Origin of the sequence: Microbacterium sp. 1.5R, assembly GCF_001889265.1 — a bacterium.
GTDB lineage: Bacteria > Actinomycetota > Actinomycetes > Actinomycetales > Microbacteriaceae > Microbacterium.
The window spans coordinates 444,260-464,692 of record NZ_CP018151.1; the positions used below are offsets into that span (position 1 = coordinate 444,260).

18 protein-coding genes are annotated in these 20,433 nt (G+C 69.3%); 9 read left to right on the forward strand and 9 right to left on the reverse strand.

Annotation, left to right across the window (positions count from 1 at the left end; translation table 11 throughout):
• The first annotated feature begins 140 nt into the window (after nt 1–140).
• Nucleotides 141–515, forward strand: coding sequence for a hypothetical protein (locus BMW26_RS02190; protein ID WP_056276548.1), 375 nt, complete (start codon nt 141–143; stop codon nt 513–515).
• A gap of 4 nt (nt 516–519) precedes the next feature.
• Nucleotides 520–1,344: a nitroreductase family protein gene (locus BMW26_RS02195; protein ID WP_053098629.1), complete on the forward strand. Its 825-nt coding sequence runs from the start codon at nt 520–522 to the stop codon at nt 1,342–1,344.
• Between the two features lie 3 nt (nt 1,345–1,347).
• On the opposite strand, the gene BMW26_RS02200 is transcribed toward BMW26_RS02195, so the two are convergent.
• Nucleotides 1,348–2,877 carry an FAD-dependent oxidoreductase gene (locus BMW26_RS02200; RefSeq protein ID WP_072590645.1) on the reverse strand — a complete coding sequence of 510 codons (1,530 nt, stop codon included), beginning with the start codon at nt 2,875–2,877 and terminating at the stop codon, nt 1,348–1,350.
• 86 nt (nt 2,878–2,963) lie between these two features.
• On the opposite strand from BMW26_RS02200, the gene BMW26_RS02205 reads away from it, so the two are divergent.
• From BMW26_RS02205 to BMW26_RS02220, 4 genes are all read left to right on the forward strand, one after another.
• Nucleotides 2,964–3,353: a fluoride efflux transporter FluC gene (locus BMW26_RS02205; RefSeq protein WP_072590646.1), complete on the forward strand. Its 390-nt coding sequence runs from the start codon at nt 2,964–2,966 to the stop codon at nt 3,351–3,353.
• Nucleotides 3,350–3,709 (forward strand): fluoride efflux transporter FluC, encoded by a 360-nt coding sequence (locus tag BMW26_RS02210; RefSeq protein ID WP_056276557.1) that lies wholly within the window; start codon nt 3,350–3,352, stop codon nt 3,707–3,709. The genes BMW26_RS02205 and BMW26_RS02210 overlap by 4 nt, the downstream gene beginning before the upstream one ends.
• Nucleotides 3,710–3,808: 99 nt before the next feature.
• Nucleotides 3,809–4,399: a TetR/AcrR family transcriptional regulator gene (locus BMW26_RS02215; protein WP_056276561.1), complete on the forward strand. Its 591-nt coding sequence runs from the start codon at nt 3,809–3,811 to the stop codon at nt 4,397–4,399.
• Between the two features lie 21 nt (nt 4,400–4,420).
• The gene (locus BMW26_RS02220) at nt 4,421–7,651 is read left to right on the forward strand and encodes an efflux RND transporter permease subunit (protein ID WP_072590647.1); all 3,231 of its coding nucleotides are present in this window, start codon (nt 4,421–4,423) and stop codon (nt 7,649–7,651) included.
• 112 nt (nt 7,652–7,763) lie between these two features.
• On the opposite strand, the gene BMW26_RS02225 is transcribed toward BMW26_RS02220, so the two are convergent.
• Nucleotides 7,764–8,660, reverse strand: a complete 897-nt coding sequence (locus BMW26_RS02225) for an aldose 1-epimerase family protein (RefSeq protein WP_072590648.1) — start codon at nt 8,658–8,660, stop codon at nt 7,764–7,766.
• A 292-nt stretch (nt 8,661–8,952) separates the two neighbouring features.
• Between BMW26_RS02225 and BMW26_RS02230 the strand changes: the two genes are divergently transcribed.
• Complete coding sequence (locus tag BMW26_RS02230; RefSeq protein ID WP_053098636.1) at nt 8,953–11,298, forward strand: DEAD/DEAH box helicase; 2,346 nt, start codon at nt 8,953–8,955, stop codon at nt 11,296–11,298.
• Nucleotides 11,299–11,487: 189 nt separating this feature from the next.
• Here BMW26_RS02230 and BMW26_RS02235 read toward each other — a convergent pair whose 3' ends face one another.
• Together BMW26_RS02235 and BMW26_RS02240 are read right to left on the reverse strand one after the other, a co-directional pair.
• Entirely contained in the window at nt 11,488–12,027 is a 540-nt protein-coding gene (locus BMW26_RS02235; protein WP_053098637.1) for a YaeQ family protein, read from the reverse strand.
• 64 nt (nt 12,028–12,091) lie between these two features.
• Nucleotides 12,092–13,153, reverse strand: a complete 1,062-nt coding sequence (locus BMW26_RS02240; protein WP_072592194.1) for an Rv2578c family radical SAM protein — start codon at nt 13,151–13,153, stop codon at nt 12,092–12,094.
• Nucleotides 13,154–13,236: 83 nt separating this feature from the next.
• Here BMW26_RS02240 and BMW26_RS02245 point away from each other — a divergent pair, with 83 nt between their 5' ends.
• Together BMW26_RS02245 and BMW26_RS02250 are read left to right on the forward strand one after the other, a co-directional pair.
• Nucleotides 13,237–14,169: a M15 family metallopeptidase gene (locus tag BMW26_RS02245; protein ID WP_072590649.1), complete on the forward strand. Its 933-nt coding sequence runs from the start codon at nt 13,237–13,239 to the stop codon at nt 14,167–14,169.
• 163 nt (nt 14,170–14,332) lie between these two features.
• The gene (locus tag BMW26_RS02250; protein WP_053098639.1) at nt 14,333–15,496 is read left to right on the forward strand and encodes an acyl-CoA dehydrogenase family protein; all 1,164 of its coding nucleotides are present in this window, start codon (nt 14,333–14,335) and stop codon (nt 15,494–15,496) included.
• A 118-nt stretch (nt 15,497–15,614) separates the two neighbouring features.
• Here the strand turns inward: BMW26_RS02250 and BMW26_RS02255 are convergent, their stop codons facing one another.
• From BMW26_RS02255 to BMW26_RS02275, 5 genes are all read right to left on the reverse strand, one after another.
• Nucleotides 15,615–16,253, reverse strand: a complete 639-nt coding sequence (locus BMW26_RS02255; RefSeq protein WP_083569260.1) for an ECF transporter S component — start codon at nt 16,251–16,253, stop codon at nt 15,615–15,617.
• Nucleotides 16,250–17,125, reverse strand: a complete 876-nt coding sequence (locus BMW26_RS02260; protein ID WP_072590650.1) for a siderophore-interacting protein — start codon at nt 17,123–17,125, stop codon at nt 16,250–16,252. Before BMW26_RS02260 ends, BMW26_RS02255 begins: the two co-directional genes overlap by 4 nt.
• Nucleotides 17,126–17,136: 11 nt before the next feature.
• Entirely contained in the window at nt 17,137–17,955 is an 819-nt protein-coding gene (locus BMW26_RS02265; RefSeq protein ID WP_072590651.1) for an energy-coupling factor transporter transmembrane component T, read from the reverse strand.
• Nucleotides 17,952–19,703 (reverse strand): ABC transporter ATP-binding protein, encoded by a 1,752-nt coding sequence (locus BMW26_RS02270; protein WP_056276576.1) that lies wholly within the window; start codon nt 19,701–19,703, stop codon nt 17,952–17,954. Before BMW26_RS02270 ends, BMW26_RS02265 begins: the two co-directional genes overlap by 4 nt.
• 99 nt (nt 19,704–19,802) lie before the next feature.
• Nucleotides 19,803–20,345: an ECF transporter S component gene (locus tag BMW26_RS02275; protein ID WP_053098643.1), complete on the reverse strand. Its 543-nt coding sequence runs from the start codon at nt 20,343–20,345 to the stop codon at nt 19,803–19,805.
• Between the last annotated feature and the right edge of the window lie 88 nt (nt 20,346–20,433).

The following is a 20,433-nucleotide window of genomic DNA, read 5'->3' on the forward strand; positions in this document are numbered from 1 at the left end:
TCGCCGCGGGGTCGAGAGCGCATCCGAATCACCCGATTCCGATGTGTTCTCGACCCCGCATGGGGGTCACGGCATTGCACAAGTGCGGACACCGGATCAAGGCCGGGAACGGATGCCGGAGGTGGGCGTAGGGTCATGGCATGGGCCACCGACGCAGACGCACGGATGCCGCGCCGCTGTTCGCGGCGGCGGCCGTCGCCTACACCGCGAACGTCGCCCTCGGTTCGGCCGTCGCCGCGAGACTCATCGACACGAGCAGCTTCCGCTGGCTGCACCATGCGATCTACATAGCGACGTGCGCCACTTCGGCCGCCGCGTTCTCGGCGATCCTCTGGGGCCGGCCGAAGCACGCGAGCCGTCGCGCGGCCCTGGCCCTCGCGCCCGCCGCCGCGCCGCTCGCCGCCATCCCGTATCTCGGCACGCACAGCCGACGGCATCCGCTCGTCGCGCTCGCCGCAGCCCCTTTCATCGTCGCGGGCCTCGTCTGCTCGCGCCTCGCCACCGACCGGAAGTGAACGCATGGAACTGCTCGACGCCATCCGCCGCCGCAAGACCACGAACGGGCCCTTCCTGCCCGACCCGGTATCGGAGGAGCATCAGCGCATCCTGCTGGAGGCGGCAGGTCGGGCGCCGTCGCAGCTGAACAGCCAGCCGTGGCGGTTCGTGGTCGTCGAGAACCGCGACACGATCGACAAGATCGCCCGCATCTCGGGCGACAGCATGACCGAGGCGATGTCGAACGGCACGTTCTTCGAACGCTACAAGCCGTACTTCCGCTTCAGCCAGGCCGAGATGGAGGAGAAGCGCAGCGGGATGCTGTTCGACAAGCTCCCCGCGGCCCTCCGCCCGTTCACGAGTCAGGTGTTCACCAAGCGCGGCCAGAAGCTGATGAACACGTTCGGGGTGCCGAAGACCCTCGGGGAGGAGAATCACAAGCTCGTCGCGGGATCGCCGCTGCTGCTCGGCGTGATGCTCGATCGCAGCGAGTACCGACCGGGCCAGCTGTCGTCGTTCTACTCGGTGTTCAGCATGGGCGCGGCGATGGAGAACGTCTGGCTCACCACGGTCGAGCTCGGCATGGGCATCCAGTTCATCTCGTTCCCGATGGAGGTCCCTGGGCAGTGGGACGAGATCGTGAAGCTGCTGCGCGTGCCGGACGACCTCGAGCTCATGGCGGTGTACCGCCTCGGCTATCTGCCGCCCGAGCAGCGCCGCCCGGCCATCGACTGGTCGAGCCATCAGCGCAAGCTCGCCTCGCAGTACGTGTTCCGCGAGAACTGCGACCAGCCGCAGCAGGGATGGGACGCGCCGCCGCCGGGCGCCGGAGCGCCGACGGCGGGCTGAGCCTCAGCCGCCGACCTTGCGGGGCACGGGCTTGAGGTCCTGCAGCGCCGGCCCCTCGATGCGCGTGCCGTCCGCCGTGAAGCGCGAGGCGTGCAGCGGGCAGTCCCACGTGCACTCGGCGTCGTTCCAATCGAGCACGCCTCCGAGGTGCGGGCACACGGCCGAGACGGCCCGAGTGACGCCGTCGACCGTCGAGATGCCCACGGGTCGGCCGCTGCGGTTCGCGACCACGCCCTCGCCCTCTGCCGGCTTCGGGACCGGCACGGGCCGACGCTCGGCGTCGACCCACCCGGTCGTCGCTGCGGCGGCGACCTTGGCGCCCTCGATGGCCCCGCGGGCAAGATCGGCCGGCACGGTGAGCCTCGTGCCGATCTTGACCATCCACGACGGTCGGTCGTGCCAGTTCGCACCGAGGATCTCCGCGGTGAGACGCAGAGCGGCGGCGGGGGCGTTCGACAGACCCCACTTGGCGTACCCGGTCGCGAAGCGGATGCGGCCGAGACCCCGGGGCATGGCGCCGACGAAGGGGATCTGGTTGTTCGACTGATAGTCCTGGGCAGACCAGCGGTGGGTCTCCTCGGCATCCGGGAAGTACCGCCTCGTCCACTCGACCAGATCGTCGATCGCGGCGGTCTCGCCGTCCGAGCGGCCGACGGAGTGGCCGTTTCCGCCGACCACCAGTCGAGCAGGACCGCCGGGGCCGTCCGCATCCGACACCGGGCGGATCGAGCGCGTGGGGCTGTCGACCGAGATGAACGTGCTGTCCGGCACGCCGCCGGGGAGGCGGAACGAGACGCAGTACGAGCGGAAGGCGCGCATCTTCGCGAAGTAGAGTCCCCGGTCGAGGATCGGGTACCCGGTCGCGATCACGATGTGATCGGCGAACAGCGGGCCGAGCGGTGTCTCTACTCGAGGGTCGGGCAGCGCATGCGTCGCCGTGACCCGGACGCCGGTGTGCAGGGTTCCCCCGGCGGAGAGAAGCTCGTCCGCGAGCGCATGGGTGACGAGTGCCGGATCGATGGTCACCTGGTCGTCGAGCGCCACGGCTCCCGCGGCGGGGAAGGCCGCACCGGCCAGCTCTCCTCGCGTGAGCATCCTGGTCTCGAGGCCCGCCTCCCGCGCCGCCTCGTGCACTTCGCGCACCGAGTCGATGCCGCCGGCGTCCTGCGCGTACGAGTGGTCTATCCGCCGCTCGTAGCTGACTCCCGCGTGATCGGCGAAGCCGACCAGCCAGTCCATGCCCTCGCGATTTCCCTCGACGTAGGCCTGCACGAGCGCCGCGGAGTGGTGCTTGCGGATCTCGGCGAGACGCTTCCCCTGCAGCAGGGTGAGCTTGCCGGTGTTGCCGCCGGTCGCGAGCTCGGCGACGGATCCCGCCTCGATCACCGCGACGTCGAGACCGGCGCGCGTGAGCATGACCGCCGTGCTGAGGCCGGTGAGGCCCGCACCCACGATGATCACGTCGTGTCGTGCGCCGGGGTCGAACGGTGTGCCGATGGGCGGGGTCCGGTCGAGCTTCCACAGTGGCTTCATGGCCTCAGTCTTCGCCTGCCGACCGGCTTCGCCCAACGGGTTGACATTCGAGGGATGCGTTGCAATGGCGCGGATAGAGTTGCCGCGTGACCTTTCGCCGCCTGCTCCTCGTCTTCGTCGGCGGGAGCATCGGCACCGCCGCTCGGCTCGCGATCGGTCTGCTGATGCCGGATGTCGGGGGCGTGCCTCTCGCGACCATCGTCGTGAACGTGCTCGGATCGCTCCTGATCGGCGTTCTCGCCGCGCGCCTGCCCGGCGCCACGGAGCTCAGACTGTTGCTCGGCACGGGCGTGCTCGGCGGCTTCACGACCTACAGCGCGTTCATGACCGGAACGGTCGCGCTCTGGGGCGACGCCCCGGTGCTCGCATTCGCGTATGCGGCCGCCAGTCTGGTCCTGGGACTCGCCGCCGCCGCGGCGGGCCTGCGACTCGGACGCCCGCGTCGACCGACGCTCCCTGCGGGAGGGAGGGCATGACTCCGCTGCTGTTCGTCGCGGCCGCGCTCGCCGGAGGGGTGGGAGCCCTCCTCCGGTACGTCATCGACCTCGGTGTCTCGAAGGTCGTCGGACGCCGCCTCCCTTGGGGCATCCTCGTCGTCAATCTCACCGGATCGTTCGCGTTGGGCCTGCTGACCACGGCACTGCCGTCCGAGTCGTTCGTGGTCGGGGCCGGTCTTCTCGGCGGATACACGACGTTCAGCACCGCCATGCTCGACACCGTCGTGCTGTGGCGAGACGGTCAGCGCAGAGCATCCGCTGTCAACGCCATCGGGATGCTGCTGCTCGGGCTGATCGCCGCTGGTCTCGGGCTGGCGCTCGGGTCGACGCTCTGACCGTCGACGTCGGGATCCGGGCGAACCCACAGCTTCGCGATGCAGAATGTACAAACGTACATGTACGCCCGTACAGGGGTGATCGCGCTGGGGGTCAGGATGAGCGATGGCACGCGCCGCCGCCGCGATCCTGAAGCGCGCCGTCGCGAGATCATCACCGCGGCAGCCGAGCTGATCGTCGAGATCGGCGTCGACGCACTCACCCACCGCAAGGTCGCAGCCCGGGCCGGAGTGCCGCTGGGATCGACGACGCAGTACTTCGCCACGCTCGACGATCTGCGTGACGCGGCGATCGGAGCGCTGGCCGCCGAGATCGAGGCGCGCATCGACGCGACACGACGGGCCGTCGTGATCGAGGGAGTGACGCCAGAGGGGCTCGCGCGCCTCGTGCGCCGCGGGCTCGAGGACGCACGCGCCGTCCAGGCCGACCGCGCCGTCGTGACCGCCGCGGTGCATGACCCGCGCGTCCGGCAGTTCGCGCGACTGTGGTCCGACGAGATCGTCGGCTTCATCGCGCCCGTTCACGGGGTCGACAGAGCGAGGGCCGCAGCCGTCTTCATCGACGGCGTACTCTGGCACTCTCAGATCCACGACGAGCCGCTCGACGAAGAGCTCATCCGCGACGCCCTCGCCGGGATCCTCACTCCTCAGGCGTCCACCTCCGCACCCACCGCCGCAGCATCCGCCTGACCCGCAGAGAGAGAATCCGCCTTGTCGAACCTCGCCGTCCTGAGTCTGAAGAACCGCGCACTGATCGCGTTGATCACGATCGTCGCCGCCGTGTTCGGCGGGCTCGCTCTGACGAACCTCAAGCAGGAGCTCATCCCGTCGCTCGAGCTGCCCAACCTGATGGTCATGACGACCTACCCCGGCGCCTCGCCCGAGGTCGTCGAGAACGACGTCTCGACCCCCATCGAGTCGGCGATCCAGGGTGTCCCCGGCCTCGAGGGCACGACCGCCACGAGCACGACGAACGCGTCGATCGTGCAGGCCACCTTCGCCTACGGCACCAACCTCGCGACCGCCGAGCAGAAGATCCAGCAGGCGATCAACCGCATCTCGGGGCAGCTGCCGGAAGACGTGAGTCCGCAGGTGCTGACGGTGTCGATCGATGACTTCCCGGTGATCCAGGTCGCCGTGACCGGCTTCGAAGACGCCGAGAACGCGCAGGCCGAGCTGCAGAGCGTCGCGATCCCCGAACTCGAAGACGTCGACGGTGTCAACGCCGCGGAGATCATCGGCGGCGTCGGCCAGCGCATCACGATCACACCCGACGTCGCGAAGCTGGCGGCGATCGGTCAGAGCACGCAGGCCATCACCACGGCGCTGCAGCAGAACGGCACGCTGTTCCCCGGCGGCGACATCACCGAGAACGGCCAGACGCTCACCGTCCAGACCGGCGCGAAGATCACCTCGGTCGATGAACTCGCGGCGCTGCCGCTCGTCGGCACCACCGAGAGCATCGGCGACGTCGCCACGGTGGTGCAGGAGAGCGACCCCATCTCGTCGATCTCGCGCGTCGACGGCAAGGACGCCCTCTCGATCTCGATCACCAAGCTGCCGGCCGCGAACACCGTCGAGGTGTCGCAGGGTGTCATCGCCGCGCTCGACACGATCGGCGAGGCCTTCCCCGACGCCGAGTTCACGATCATCTTCGACCAGGCTCCGTTCATCCAGCAGTCCATCGAGACGCTCGCCACCGAAGGCCTGCTCGGACTCGTCTTCGCCGTGATCGTCATCCTCGTGTTCCTGCTGTCGATCCGCTCGACGCTCGTCACGGCGATCTCGATCCCCACCAGCGTGCTCATCACCTTCATAGGGCTGCAGGCGTTCGGATACTCGCTGAACATCCTCACCCTCGGCGCGCTCACGATCGCGATCGGCCGTGTGGTCGACGACTCGATCGTCGTGATCGAGAACATCAAACGGCACTATGTGGGGGATGCCGACAAGGGAGACGCCATCCGTCTGGCGGTGCGCGAGGTGGCGATGGCAGTCACATCCTCGACCATCACGACGGTCGCCGTCTTCCTGCCCATCGTGTTCGTCGGCGACATGGTCGGCGAGCTGTTCCGGCCGTTCGCCATGACCGTGTCGATCGCGATGGTGGCGTCGCTGCTGGTCTCGCTGACCATCGTGCCGGTGCTCGCGTACTGGTTCCTCCGCCCGGGAAAGCCGCTGCTCGATGAGAACGGCGTGCAGATCGACCCGGAGGACCCGGACGCTCCGCCGACGCGACTGCAGAAGGGCTACCGTCCGATCCTCGGCTGGACGCTGAAGCACTCCGGCCTGACCGTCGTGCTCGCCGTCGTGGTGCTCGGTGCGACGCTCGCCGCCGCACCGCTCATGAAGATCAACTTCCTCAGCGACTCCGGTCAGAACACCATGACGGTGACGCAGGACCTCGGCCCGACCGCGAGCCTGGAGACCAAGTCGGAGGCGGCGATCGCCGTCGAGGACGCACTGCTCGACATCGACGGCATCACCCACGTGCAGGCCTCGATCGGCTCGAGCGGATCCGCCCTGCGTGACGCGTTCTCGGGCGGAGCGGGCGTGACCTATTCGGTGCTCACCGACGCGGATGCCGACCAGGAGAAGCTCCGAGCCGATGTCCAGGACGCGATCGAGGGCCTCACCGACGTCGGCGAGGTGTCGGTCGCCGCCTCCGCCGGACTCGGCTCGAGTGACATCGAGATCACCGTCTCGGCATCCGACTCCGAAGACCTGCAGACCGCCACCACCGCCGTGGTGGACGAGCTCGACGGTCGGGACGGCATCGGACAGGTCACCGACAACCTCGCCGCGGCTCTGCCGTACCTGGCCGTGGTCGTCGACCGCGACGCCGCCGCGCAGCGTGGACTGTCGGAGGTCGCCGTCGGATCCATCGTCTCGAACACGATGCGCCCCCAGCAGGTGGGCACGGTCGAGATCGACGACACCGCGCTGACTGTCTACCTCGCCGCATCCGAGCCGCCCGCCACCGCGCAGGCGCTTCGTGAGCTCACCATCCCGAGTGCCACCGGTGTGGTGCAGCTGCAGGACATCGCGACCGTCGAGGAGCGCAACGGCCCGACCTCCATCACCACCGAGCAGGGACGCCGCACCGCCACGATCACGGTGCCCCCGGCATCCGACAACCTCGCCGTGGCGACCCAGTCGGTCACCGAGGCGCTGGCCGCGGTCGACCTGCCTGACGGCGCGTCAGCCGAGGTGGGCGGTGTCGCCTCGCAGCAGGCCGACTCGTTCTCGCAGCTCGGGCTCGCCATGCTCGCCGCGATCCTGATCGTCTACGTCGTGATGGTCGCGACGTTCAAGTCGCTGCGTCAGCCGCTGCTGCTGCTCGTCTCTGTGCCGTTCGCGGCCACGGGCGCGATCCTGCTGCAGATCGTCACGGGTGTGCCGCTCGGCGTCGCCTCGCTGATCGGTGTGCTGATGCTCATCGGCATCGTCGTGACCAACGCGATCGTGCTCATCGACCTCGTCAACCAGTATCGCGAGAAGGGGCTGTCGACGATCGATGCGGTGAAGGCCGGTGGCGAGAAGCGTCTGCGTCCGATCCTCATGACGGCGCTGGCGACGATCTTCGCGCTCACCCCGATGGCACTCGGCATCACCGGGCACGGCGGGTTCATCTCGCAGCCGCTCGCCATCGTCGTGATCGGTGGACTCATCTCATCGACCGTACTGACGCTGATCGTTCTGCCGACGCTCTACAACCTGGTCGAGGGTGCGAAGGAGCGGCGACGCGCCCGCAAGGCGGGGTCGGGCGACGACGGCTCTGCACCGAACGGCGACTCGGACCCCTCGGACGGCCCTCGTCCTTCGGGCGATCTGGCGCTGGCCGGCGCGGGCACGTCGGAATCGGGCTCGGCGGAATCGGGTTCGTCGCTGCCGCACGCGAATCAGCTGACGCGCCGGGAGCTGCGCGAGCGCGGCGAGTAGTCGCCCTCGCCGTCCCGTCCTCCGCACGACGGAGTCTGACGCCCGCCCGGAACTTCATTCCGGGCGGGCGTCAGCCGTTTCCGGCGGAGTTGTGGAGCGGGCGCCGCCGAGCTCAGTCGAGCGTGATGCCCCAGTCGAGGGTCCAGGTCTCACCGGGGGCGAGGCGGCGCAGGCCGACACCGCTGTTCAGCGCATCGGCGGGCGCGGTCATGGGCTCGATCGCCACCGCGAGGGGCTGGCCCGGGTACTTGTCGGTCGTGTAGACCTGCACGAAGTCGAACCCGGCGCCCTGCCAGAGGGTGAGTCGCCGACCGTCGGGGGCGGTCAGCGAGTGCCGGACCAGCCCGTCGGCATCACGGTCGAGGTCGGTGAATCCGGTGTCGAGGCTCACATCGCCGATGCGCACTCCGTCGCGCAGCGCGGCATCCGCCGGGTGCGTGCCCGTGGGGAGCATGCGCTCGTCGGTGTCGAACGCGGTCTGCGCCGGCACCCGCAGCACGAGCTCGTGCGGGTCGACGTCGCCGATCGTCACGAACGGATGCGTGCCGAGTGCCACCGGTGCCGCGGTGGCGGAACGGTTGGTCAGCGCGTGCGTGACGTCGATCCCGTCGGCACGCAGCACGTAGGTGACACTGGTCTCGACGAGATAGGGGTAGCCCGTCTGCGGCACGATCGTGGCGCTCAGCGTCGTCGCCGACGCCGTCTCCTCGATCGCGTAGGCCGTGAATCGCAGCAGCCCGTGGCTGGCGTTCATGAACTTCGGCTCGGTGATCGCGAGCTGCCGCTCGGTGCCCTCGTCGTTCCAGGCTCCATCCCTGACGCGATTCGGCCAGGGCGTGAGCACGACGCCCGAGCAGGAAGGGGTCGGCGAGTCGAGTGGATACGGGGCGATCAGATCGACGTATCCGATGCGGAGCGAGCGGAGGGATGCGCCGACCTGCGCGATCTGAGCGCTGACGTCGCCGAGCTGGAGGTGCACCTGTGTGCCGGTGGGGGATGCGGAGTTCACTCCGCAATCGTATGGCGAGCAGCATCCGCGATGGGGCTGGGCGGTTTTTCAGGTGCGACCGCTACACTTGATGGGTCGGCTTCGGACACCCGCGCATGGCGCGGACGTTTTTGTGTAAGAAGTGTGAGTCCAGGGGCCGATGGTGAGCGTCGCTCGACGCTAATCAACCATCACATGAATGGCCCCGGCCGCTGACAGTCCGGAACCCCGTCCGATCGCATCCGATCCGGCGCTGGGTGCTCGCGCGTGTGCGCGGCGCTGTTCTCGTGCGAGAACTCAGAAGGACACACCCATGCCCAAGAACAAGAAGCCCCGCGGCGGACGCCCCTCCGCCAACTTCGAGCCGCGCTACGGCGCGAACAAGACCTCGTTCCACGACCGCCACGCCGGTGGGCGCGACAGCGCTCGCGACACCCGCGATTCCCGCGACGTGCGGGGCGGACGAGCGGATGCCGGCGAGCGGCGCACCCCGGCGGCCGGCTTCGACCGTCGTCCCGGCAGCCGCAGCGCCAGCCACCGCGGCTACCGTCCCGCAGAAGAGGGCGCACCCAAGCAGCGCTGGTCCTCGCAGGAGCGCGCGGGTCGCGATGAGGCCCGTGGCATCCGCAACCGTGCGGAGTCGGGTCGCCGCGAGGCACCGCACCGCGGCGGTTCCGAGCGTCCGCGCTTCGACGATCGTGCCGAGCGCCCCCGCTACAACGACCGTTCCTCCACGGGCTTCGACCGTCCGCGTCGCGATGACCGCGGCGGTCAGCGTCCGACCGGTCCCGGTACGTACCGCGATGAGCGCGGCGGCCAGCGCGACGAGCGTCCGCGCCGCGACGACCGCGGTGCGGGCACGCAGCGCCAGGGCTTCCGCGACAACGATCACCGCGATGGCGGACGTCCGGGCCGTGACCAGCGCTCCGGCGGCTTCCGCGACGATCGCGGTGGTCAGCGCTTCTCCCGTGACGAGCGCCCGCAGCGCGACGACCGCGGCGCATCCGAGCGTCCGCGCTTCAACCGCGACGACCGCTCGCCGCGTTCGGGCGACCGCACCGAGCGTCCGCGCTTCGACCGCGCGGCATCCGAGCGTCCCCGCTTCGACCGTGACGACCGCCCGCGTCGTGATGACCGTGGCGCGGGCCCGCGTCGCGATGACCGCGGCGCCGAGCGTTCCTACGACGCCGACCGCGCACGCCGTGCCTTCGACCGCGACCGCACGCAGCGGTCGATCGAGGGTGGGCGTGACGAGCGTTCGCGTCCCTCGACCGGTGGCGCGTACCGCACCGATCGTCCCCGCCCGCTGACGTCGGACACCCGCGGGCGGCCGTCGCGCAATGAGCGACCCAGCCGTAACGACTGGAACGCCACATCGAGCGCGGCACCCGCCAAGAAGTTCGAGCCGACGGACGACGTCGTGCACGAGCGCCTCGAGGCCAAGTCCGTCGCGGCGGTCGAGGTCGACGGTGTGACCTTCGGCGACCTGGGTCTCGGATCCAACATCGTCGAGACCCTCGTCGGCATGGGTGCGGCGACTCCGTTCCCCATCCAGGCGGCCAGCATCCCGGCCGTGCTCGAGGGGCGCGACGTCCTCGCCCGTGGCCGCACCGGCTCAGGCAAGACCATCGCCTTCGGCGCACCGCTCGTCGAGCGCGTGCTGCAGTCGCAGGCGGGCAAGCGCCGTGAGTTCGGCCGCTCGCCGCGCGCGATCATCCTCGCTCCCACGCGCGAGCTCGCACTGCAGATCGACCGGACCATCCAGCCGATCGCCCGCAGCGTCGGCCTGTTCACCACGCAGATCTACGGTGGCGTCCCGCAGGGCCGTCAGGTGGGTGCGCTGAAGAAGGGCGTCGACATCGTCATCGGCACCCCCGGTCGTGTCGAGGACCTCATCAACCAGGGCAAGCTCGACCTCTCCGACTGCCGCATCGCGGTGCTCGACGAGGCCGACCACATGTGCGAGCTCGGATTCGTCGAGCCCGTGCAGCGCATCCTGCGTCACACGGCCGACGGCAGCCAGAAGCTCCTCTTCTCGGCCACGCTCGACCGTGAGGTCGCGGCACTCGTCGACGAGTTCCTCGTCGACCCGGCCGTCTACGAGGTCGCCGGTGAAGATCAGGACTCGAGCACCATCGAGCACCGTGTGCTCGTGATCGAGCACCGCGACAAGGCCGAGATCCTCACCTCGCTCGTCGACCGCGACGGCAAGACCCTGGTCTTCGCCCGCACCCGCGCCTACGCCGACATGCTCGCCGAGCAGTTCGACGACGCCGGCATCCCCGCGGTCTCGCTGCACGGTGACCTCAACCAGGCCAAGCGCACGCGCAACCTGGAGCGCCTGACGTCGGGTCGCGTGAACGTGCTCGTCGCCACCGACGTCGCCGCCCGCGGAATCCACGTCGACGACATCGACCTGGTCGTGCAGGCCGACGCTCCTGACGAGTACAAGACGTACCTGCACCGTTCAGGCCGCACCGGCCGCGCCGGTCGCTCGGGACGCGTCGTCACGCTCATCACGCGTCAGCGCCAGCGTCGCATGACCGAGCTGCTGGAGCGTGCGGAGATCGACGCGCCATTCGAGAACGCGCGCATCGACGACGACCTGATCGAGGAGATCGCCGGTCGCGTGCCGACCGCCGCCGACCTCACGGCCTGATCCGTCACGTTCGAAGGCCTCGCTTCCGCATTCGCGGCGGCGGGGCCTTCGTCGTTTGCTCGGCCGATCTGCGGCACAGGGACGCGCGGTGCGGTCGGGTGCGCGTCCTGCGAAGGAGATCTCTCACTCCGAAGGGCTGACGCGTCGGATCGCTCCTACGGAGCGCGTGATCTCCTTCCGAGCGGCGGCTCAGCCGAGCTGGTGCTCGTGGATGGCCGTGGTCAGTGTCGTGCCGTTGAGGTCGAGGTAGAGCACCTGCTCGGTCACGGTGAGCGTCATCGTGTTGCGGCGTGCGATGAGCGGTGCCGCGGAGTCGATGAAGCCGGGGTCGAAGCTGTAGACCCGGAGGTCCTCGGAGCGGTGGATGCGCTTGTCGGCCCACGGCGCCATGACCTTCGCGGGGTCGCGGTGCGTATAGACGACGGTGCGCTCGGCGAGGCGGCTGCCGTAGTGGAGGCGCTCTGCATCGGGCGCGCCGACTTCGATCCACGCCGTCGTCTTTCCGGTGAGGTCGCGCACCAGCACGGCGGGCTCATCGGTCTGCGAGATGCCGCCGCCGAATGCGATGCCCTCGGTGAACTCGAGTCCATAGGCGAGCACGCGGGTCAGCATGTAGGCGTCGGTCTCGGACGGATGCCGCGCCACGCGCAGCGAGTAGTCGTCGTAGACACCGCGATCCATGTCGGCCAACTGGACGTCGAACGTGTGCATCGTGGAGCCGGTAGCCATAACGCTCGAGCCTACGCGCCCCGGGGGTGGCTTCCCGACCTCCGACGCTCCACCGGACCGGCGTTCAGAACAGCATCGGCTGTGCGGGGGCGGGCGCTGGCGTGAATGCGGGCGCCGGCCTCCCGTGCGGTGCAGAAGCCCGGATGCCGCGCACGGGGTAGTCGTCCTCGTGCTGCCCATCGAGTCCGTGCAGTCTGATCAGCGGCCGTGCGCGCTTCGCGAGCCATTGGCGGTAGCCCTTCGGCGCCTCGGCGGAGACTCCGGGGTACAACCCGCGATACGACGACACGAGGTCGGGGCGGAAACCCTCGAGCCACTGCATGAACCAGGGCTTCACTCCGGCGCGCAGGTGCAGGGCGCCGTAGATCACGCGGCTCGCTCCGGCCTCCTTGATGCGCCGCAGGGCGGTGTCGATCGCCTCGACCGAGTCGGTCATGTGGGGCATGATCGGCATCAGGAAGACGGTGACGCGGAAGCCGGCATCCCGCAGTGCGCGTACCGTGTCGAGCCGTGCCTGGGTCGTCGGAGTCCCGGGTTCGATCGCCTTCTGCAGATCGTCGTCGTACATCGCGATGGACATCTGGATGTCGACGGGAACGCGCTGCGCCGCCCGCACCAGCAGCGGGATGTCGCGCCTGATCAGGGTGCCTTTGGTGAGGATCGACATCGGTGTGCCCGACGTCGCGAGGGCATCGATGATCCCCGGCATCAGCTTGTACCGACCCTCGGCGCGCTGATACGGATCGGTGTTCGTGCCCAGAGCGACCGTCTCGTGCTCCCAGCTGCCGCGACGCAGCTCCTTCTGCAGCACCTCGACGACGTTGACCTTCACGACGATCTGCGAATCGAAGTCCGATCCGCCGTCGAGATCGAGATACTCGTGCGTTCCTCGGGCGAAGCAGTAGACGCAGGCATGGCTGCACCCGCGGTACGGGTTGATGGTCCAGGCGAACGGCATGCGCGATGCGCCGGGTACATGGTTGAGGGCCGACTTCGACAGCACCTCATGGAACGTCATGCCTGCGAACTCCGGCGTGGTCACCGTGCGGAGCACGCTGGAGCGATCTTCGAGGCCGGGTAGCGCAGCGGCGTCGACGTCACCGAGTTTCTGTCCTTGCCACCGCATGTCATCCATTCGAACATAAAGACGATACTCCGTCAACCGAGCGTGTGAATTCTGTTCGAATGGACATGAGGGACAATGGAAGCATGTTCTTCCCGCCGCAGCCTCAGCATGCGGCGCCGCGCTCCCCGATCCGCGGACCCGCACTGCCCATCGGTCTCGCGGCGACGGCGATCGGCGTCCTGCTGTCGCTGGCCGGTGCGCCGGTGGCCGAGACGACCGACGAGCTGGCGATGCCGCAGCCGTCCGTCGTGCAGGAGGTGCCGGCGGTCGAGGTCGGTGCGACCACCGCTGCCGATCCGTGTTCGGAGCCGAGCGTGCTCGAGGCGATAGCCGTCGCCGACGATGCGGCGATCATCGCCGGCTTCGGGGGTGGCGAGAGCTTCCGTTCCGCTGTCGTGGCGGGCAACGCACCCTGCATCGCGCTCGACGACCCGGCTCACGTCTGGGTCGTCGTCAACAAGGCGCGTCCGCTCGCTCCGGTCTCCTTCGCGCCGTCGGCGCTCGCCGACCTTCCGCTGCAGATGACCACCCGCTCCGGTCAGGCGCGGACGGACGTCGCCGCGGCGGTCGGAGAGATGGCTGATGCGGCGGCCGCCGAGGGCGCGGGGCGCATCGGAGCGAACAACGGCTACCGATCGTATGAGCTGCAGGTCGTGACCCACGCCTCGCATGTGCGCAACAGCGGGCAGGCGGGAGCGGACGCCTCGTCGGCGCGTGCCGGTCACAGCGAGCATCAGACGGGGCTGGCGCTCGATCTCGTGGCGTGCGATTCGTCGTGCGGAGCCATCGAGTCGTTCGGCGCGACGGTGCAGGGGCAGTGGATCGCGGCGCACGCCTGGGAGTACGGCTTCATCGTGCGCTACGAGCAGGTCGGCTCCGGCATCACCGGATACAAGCCCGAGCCCTGGCACCTGCGATATCTCGGCCGCGAGCTCGCGGCGGCGTATCACCACGGCGGGTATCACACGCTGGAGGAGTTCTTCGGGCTCCCCGCGGCCCCTGATTACGCCCACTGAGCGCAGTGACAGCGGCGCGTGTGCGACCGCATTGCGGCATCCGACAATCGCGGTACCGAGTCTCACGGATTGTGGGATGCATTCTCACAACGAGCTGTCGCGGTGTCGGCGACCCGGCATAGAATCGCCGGAGCAATGACGCACGAACGTTCGGGAGGACGCAATGGAACGCGACATCTACGAAGAGGATCACGAGGCCTTCCGCGACCTCGTCAAGGACTTCGTCAAGCGCCACGTGAACAACGAGGCCATCGAGCGGTGGGATGCCGCGGGTGAGATCGACCGGGCGACGATGCTGGCCGCAGGCGAGGCCGGTCTGATCGGACTGTCCGTCCCCGAGGAGTTCGGCGGTGCCGGCATGCTGCAGGACTACCGCTTCCGCACCATCGTCATGGAGGAGGTCATCGCTTCCGGAGCAGGGTCGCTCGCCGGTGCCTTCGGCATCCAGGACGACCTCGCCGTGCCCTACCTCGTGCACATGGGCACGCAGGAGCAGAAGGAGAAGTGGCTGCCCCGCATGGCCACGGGCGAGGTGCTCGGTGCGCTCGCCATGACCGACCCCGGCGCGGGCTCGGACCTGCGCGGCATCAAGACCAACGCGAAGAAGGTCGACGGGGGCTACATCCTCAACGGCGCCAAGACGTTCATCTCGTCGGGCTCGACGGCCGACGTCGTGGTGACCTTCGTCAAGACCGGTGAGGGCAACCGTCCCGACGCGTTCAGCCTGCTGCTCGTCGAGAAGGGCATGGAGGGCTTCGATCAGGGCAAGAAGCTCAGCAAGATGGGCTTCCACGGCTGGGACACGGCCGAGCTCAGCTTCACCGACGTGTTCATCCCCGACGAGAACCTCATCAGCGGCAAGGAGGGGCAGGGCTTCATCCAGCTGATGCTGAACCTGCCGCTCGAGCGGCTGTCGATCGGCGTGGCCGCGGCCGCTGCCGCCCAGGCCGCCCTCGACTGGACCGTCGCCTACACGAAGGATCGTGAGGCGTTCGGCGAGCGCATCGCCGACTTCCAGAACACCCGCTTCCGGCTCGCCGACATGGCGGCGACCACCGACGCGATGTGGGCGTACATCGACCGTGCGCTGCTCGCCTACAAGAACAGCACCCTCACCGCCGAGGACGCTGCGAAGGTCAAGTTCTGGGCGACCGAGCGCGAGTGGGAGGTGCTCGACACGGGTGTGCAGCTGCACGGCGGCTACGGCTACATCATGGAGTACCCGATCGCCCGCGCCTTCACCGACGCCCGCGTGCACCGCATCTACGGCGGCACGAACGAGATCATGCGCGACCTCGTCGGCCGCCAGATCGTCGGCAAGCGCTGACGAACCTCTCAGAGAAGGGCCCCGGATGCCGGCATCTGGGGCCCTTCTCCTGTCGATGGCACGGCTGACCGCATGAAACGGGCCTGCAGGCGCGCAGGCGGACAGGAGCCAGCGCGGGTCAGCGGGGCAGCCGGCCACCGACGCCGGCCTTGCGCAGCCGATCGGCGATGAGGATGCCGAGTGCGGTGGCGCCGAGGCAGCTGCCGAGGGTCACGGCGAAGAAGGTGATCTGGAGGGGAAGCCCGAAGCTGCCGAGATCGAACGAGGCCCAGGCGAGGATCGGGTAGACGATGCCGACGATCAGTGCCCCGAGGTAGTGCAGCCAGGTTCCCCAGTAGCGCCAGAGGACGAACAGGAACGGCAGCTCGGTGAACGCCGCCCACCAGAGGTTGGTGGCCACGCTGCTGAAGCCGTAGCCCGAGAACGGCACGATCACGAGACCGGCCAGCAGGCCCACCAGCAGGCCGACGAGTGGGCGCCGCAGCAGGCGGAGGGCGATCACCGAGGGGAGCAGCCAGAGGCCGGCCAGCGCCACGCTCACGAAGGGCAGGCCGGGGAAGAGGATCGTCGAGATCCAGTTCGCCGGGGCGAGGAGCGCGCCACCGGCGACTCCGAGTGCCGCGCACGTCAGCAGGATCGCCGTCGGGATGCGGAATCGCGAGCGTCCGCCGCCGGTGCGGGGTCGATTCTGCACCTCGGAGCCCGATTCGCGGTGCGTTTCCGACCCCGCACCGTTCACAGCATCCGCGCCGCTCATGCGAGGGGCTCCGCCGCAGCCTCGCGGGCCGCCTTCGAGGTGGGCGAGGCCGCGCCGATCTTCCAGTAGCCGCAGAAGCTCACGTCGTTCTTGTCGACACCGCGCTCGCCGACGAGATGCTTGCGTGCACCCGAGGCCAGCGACTGCTCGCCCGCGGCGTACGCGTGGAACGGCGCTGCCGGCAGCGTCAGCTCGCGCAGCCGGGCGAGGGCGAACGACCCGGGGGCGAACTCGTGCGGCCGCGCGAGCCAGATGATCTCGACGCCGGCGGGGTGCGGGAACTCCAGAGCGTCGGCCTCGGACGGCACCTCGATGATCGCCGTTCCCGTCGCGTCCGCAGGCAGTGACGCGCAGATCGAGGCGATCGCGGGGAGCGCCGTCTCATCGCCGACCAGCACCACGCGATCCGTTCCGCGCTGCGGGTTGAACGTGAGGCCCTCGTCGATGATGAGCACGTGCTCGCCGGGTTCGCAGGTCTCCGCCCAGCGTGACGCGGGGCCGGCCGTGCCGTCGGCCGCAGACCCGTGCAGCACGAAGTCGACGTCGATCTCGGCGCCCGACTCGGCGGTGGCCCCCCGGTACGCGCGCACGCTGTAGTTGCGCATGACCGGGCGCTCGCCGTCGGGGATCCGCAGGAACCTGAGGTATCCGAACATCTTGTTCGCCTTCGCGGGAACGCGGTCGAGCCCCGCGTCGCCGCCGATCGGCAGGAACAGGCGGAACCACTGGTCGAAGCCCATCGGGCGGAACTTCTCGATCTCACCGCCTCCGAGCGTGACCCTCATCCAGTGCTCGGAGAGGCGCTCGGTGCGCAGCACGCTGAGATGGAGGAGTTCGGCGGTCTCGGGCTTGACCAGTCTGCTGTATGCCATGCGGGCGCCTTTCAGGGCAGCTGCCAGGGGAAGAAGAGCATGAAGATCGCGGCGGATGCGGCGATCGAGGCGACGATGAAGACGGTGTCTCGGATGCGGAACGGCACGAGGTGCCTCTCGGTGCGCGTCGAGTGCGCGCCGAAGGCCCGCGAGTCCATGGCCAGGGCCACGCGCTCGGCGTGGCGGATCGCACCCGCGAGCAGCGGAACGATGTATCCCCAGCCGCGAGCGATGCGCGCGAAGGGACTGCTGCCCCCATGGTGCCCTCGCACGCGATGCGCGGCTCTGATCACCGCGAGCTCGTGCCCGAAGCGCGGCACGAAGCGGAACGCGGCCAGGGCCGTGTAGCCGATGCGGTAGGGCACCCGCAGCTGCTGCACGCTGGCGCGCACGAGGTCGGGGCCGGTCGTGGTCAGGCCGCCGATGAGTGCGAGGGAGACGATCGCGCCGAGCCGCAGAGCCGTGGCGAAGCCGATCGCGAGGGCGCCCTCGCGCAGCGTCCAGTCGCCGAGCTGCACCACGGCAGCGGTGTCGCGCACGATCTCGGCGTCGACCCACAGCGAGAACCCGAGCCCGATGGCGATCATGCCGATCGGGAGTGCGAGGAACAGCACCGCGGCGATGCGCCAGGTCACCCGCGATCCGAGGACGATCACCGCGAGGGACAGCGCCAGGAAGGCGGCGGGCGTGGCGAGATCGCGCACGAGGATCAGCAGCACCATGGCCGGGGCGACTCCCGCGACCTTCGCCAGCGGATTGAGCGCATACAGGAACTGGCGCCGAGACGATGCCGACATCGCGGCATACGGGTCGAAGGCGTGGGCGGTCATGCGATCGCCCGTCCCGCTGCGGCGAGCACGCGCTGCAGCGCCGGAAGGCGGAGCCCTGCCTCGACGAACGGCGTCTCGTCGGCGAAGAGCGCGTCGGTGCGGTCGGCGGCGTGCACGCGACCGTCTTTCAGGATCACCGTGTGCGACGTGTGCTCGGCGACGAGCTGCAGGTCATGGGTCACGATGACGATCGTCGTCCCCTCGTCACGCAGGTCGTGCAGCAGAGTGAGGAGCTCGGACGCCCGTGCACGATCCTGGCCGAAGGTCGGTTCGTCGAGGGCGAGCACCCGCGGGCGGGTGATCAGGGCCGTGCCGACCGAGAGGCGGCGCTTCTCGCCGCCCGAGAGCAGGAACGGATGCACATCGGCCTTCGCCTCGAGGCCGAAGCGCATCAGCATGGCGTCGACGCGCTCGCGCGTCTCGGCATCCGGGGTGTGCCGCAGCCGAAGTCCGTGCGCGAGCTCGTCGAACACGGTGTGCGCGATGAACTGGTGCTCCGGGTTCTGGAACACGAACCCGATGCGGCTCGAGAGCTCGCGCGGCGAGGCCGACCCGGGGTCCATGCCGTCGACCGTGACCTGCCGCCGGGGCGGCGGGACGACACCGGCGAGCGCCTGCAGAAGGGTGGTCTTTCCGGCGCCGTTGGTCCCGACGATCGCCGTCAGGGTTCCCGCCTCGATGTCGAGGTCGATGCCGTGCAGGATCTCCGTGCGGTGACGACGAACCGTCAGCCCGCGGGCGCGGACGATCGGAGTGGCTGCACGGTCTGCCGCATCCGTCATTCCTTCGTGCGTCTGCAGGACCGACGCACGGATGCCGGAGGAGACAGCGGTATCCGGTCCTGCATCCGTGCCGTGGTCCTGCACACCGGACGGGTCAGGAGTGGCGGATGCCGCCGCCAGTGCCGCGGCAAGCTCCTCGGGTGTCAATGGAAGGTCGTCGAGATGCAGTGTTCCGGCATCCCGCATCCGCAGGGCCGCGAGTGTCGCCGCAGGCAGCCAGACACCCATCTCGACGAGCTCCGCCGCGTGCTCCCGGATGATCCGGGCCGGCGGTCCGTCGAAGACGACCCGCCCTGCGCGGTCGAGCACGATCGTGCGGGTCAGGAACCCCATCGCGGCGTCGAGATTGTGCTCGACGAGCAGGATGCCGCGGTCGCCCGCTGCGATCACGTCGGTCAGTGCGGCGTAGACGTCGTCGATGCCCTGCGGATCGAGGTTCGCGGTCGGTTCGTCGAGCACGATCAGGGGCGACCCCATCGCCAGCGCGCACGCGATCGCGAGACGCTGACGCCCGCCGCCGGACAGGCGATCGGGGTTCTCATCGCGCCGCTCCCACAGGCCGACACGGCGCAGTGCGTCTTCGGTTCTCGTGCGCACCTCGTCGAGCGACAGCAGCAGGTTCTCGGGGCCGAAGGCGACCTCGTCGTAGACCGTGCCGGTGACGATCTGGGCGTCCGGGTCCTGGAAGACCATCGCGACGTGGGTGCTCAGCGATGCGGTGTCGGCATCCGCCGTGCTGACTCCGCCGGCCTCGACCGATCCCGTCATGGTCGCGGGCACGGCGTGCGGGATCAGCCCGTTGAGCGCGAGCGTGAGCGTCGACTTGCCCGAACCCGAAGGGCCGAGCAGCAGCACCACCTCGCCGGCATCGATGTCGAAGGTGACGTCCCGCGGCGAGGGGTGCACAGCATCGGCGTGGGTGATCGAGAGGTCACGCACGCGGAGGAGAGGCGCAGATGAGCGCACGGCATAACCCCGGTTTCAGCGGATCGGTACCGTTCTAACTTAGCTGAGCCTTACCTGATCTGCACAGGCCGGACGGCTCGGAAGGGTCGGACGCCGTGATCAGCGCCGAGCGACGCCTGCGCGGCTGAGAGACGATCCGATCGCGAGTCCTGCTGCGGTCCACGCGATCGGACCGAGCACCGCGATCACGAGGTAGGAGATCTCCGCCCACAGCGGGAAGGTCGCGAGGTCGACGGCGAAGAACACCACGACGGCCACGATGACCCCGATGATCGCTGCGGAGATGAAGAAGCGCCAAGGGCCCCAGGAGCGGTAGCGGGTGAGCGCGGCGATGCCCTCCTGGATCGCCCCGAACAGCAGAGCGGTGCCGATGAAGCGCAGCGTCCAGGCGGGATTGAACGCGCTCGAGATGAGGGCGGCGAACACGTGCGTGACGAGGGCCACGAAGGGGCGGCGCAGCACCTCCTGAGCGATGATCCCCGGCAGCACGTGCGAGCCGAGCACGAGTCCGTAGAGATACGGAGCGCCCACGATGACGATCGGCGTGATGAGCCCGGCGATCCCCCCGAGGATGCCCGTGGCGACGCCGATCGCGGCGCAGACCAGCAGCACGCGGGTCGTCAGAACGGGGGAGGGGGCCACCCCTCCAGCCTACTGTCGACCATTGTCGACACGGCTGGCCGTTCGTCCAGGAATAATCCCCGACCCTGGTGTGTGGACGGAAGCCGGG

What these genes read in the sequence shown, in the direction of transcription:
- BMW26_RS02190 (WP_056276548.1), top strand. Translation starts at nt 141, where the DNA reads ATGGGCCACCGACGCAGACGCACGGATGCCGCGCCGCTGTTCGCGGCG.
- BMW26_RS02195 (WP_053098629.1), top strand. Translation starts at nt 520, where the DNA reads ATGGAACTGCTCGACGCCATCCGCCGCCGCAAGACCACGAACGGGCCC.
- BMW26_RS02200 (WP_072590645.1), bottom strand. Translation starts at nt 2,877, where the DNA reads ATGAAGCCACTGTGGAAGCTCGACCGGACCCCGCCCATCGGCACACCG.
- BMW26_RS02210 (WP_056276557.1), top strand. Translation starts at nt 3,350, where the DNA reads ATGACTCCGCTGCTGTTCGTCGCGGCCGCGCTCGCCGGAGGGGTGGGA.
- BMW26_RS02215 (WP_056276561.1), top strand. Translation starts at nt 3,809, where the DNA reads ATGAGCGATGGCACGCGCCGCCGCCGCGATCCTGAAGCGCGCCGTCGC.
- BMW26_RS02230 (WP_053098636.1), top strand. Translation starts at nt 8,953, where the DNA reads ATGCCCAAGAACAAGAAGCCCCGCGGCGGACGCCCCTCCGCCAACTTC.
- BMW26_RS02235 (WP_053098637.1), bottom strand. Translation starts at nt 12,027, where the DNA reads ATGGCTACCGGCTCCACGATGCACACGTTCGACGTCCAGTTGGCCGAC.
- BMW26_RS02240 (WP_072592194.1), bottom strand. Translation starts at nt 13,153, where the DNA reads ATGCGGTGGCAAGGACAGAAACTCGGTGACGTCGACGCCGCTGCGCTA.
- BMW26_RS02245 (WP_072590649.1), top strand. Translation starts at nt 13,237, where the DNA reads ATGTTCTTCCCGCCGCAGCCTCAGCATGCGGCGCCGCGCTCCCCGATC.
- BMW26_RS02250 (WP_053098639.1), top strand. Translation starts at nt 14,333, where the DNA reads ATGGAACGCGACATCTACGAAGAGGATCACGAGGCCTTCCGCGACCTC.
- BMW26_RS02255 (WP_083569260.1), bottom strand. Translation starts at nt 16,253, where the DNA reads ATGAGCGGCGCGGATGCTGTGAACGGTGCGGGGTCGGAAACGCACCGC.
- BMW26_RS02260 (WP_072590650.1), bottom strand. Translation starts at nt 17,125, where the DNA reads ATGGCATACAGCAGACTGGTCAAGCCCGAGACCGCCGAACTCCTCCAT.
- BMW26_RS02265 (WP_072590651.1), bottom strand. Translation starts at nt 17,955, where the DNA reads ATGACCGCCCACGCCTTCGACCCGTATGCCGCGATGTCGGCATCGTCT.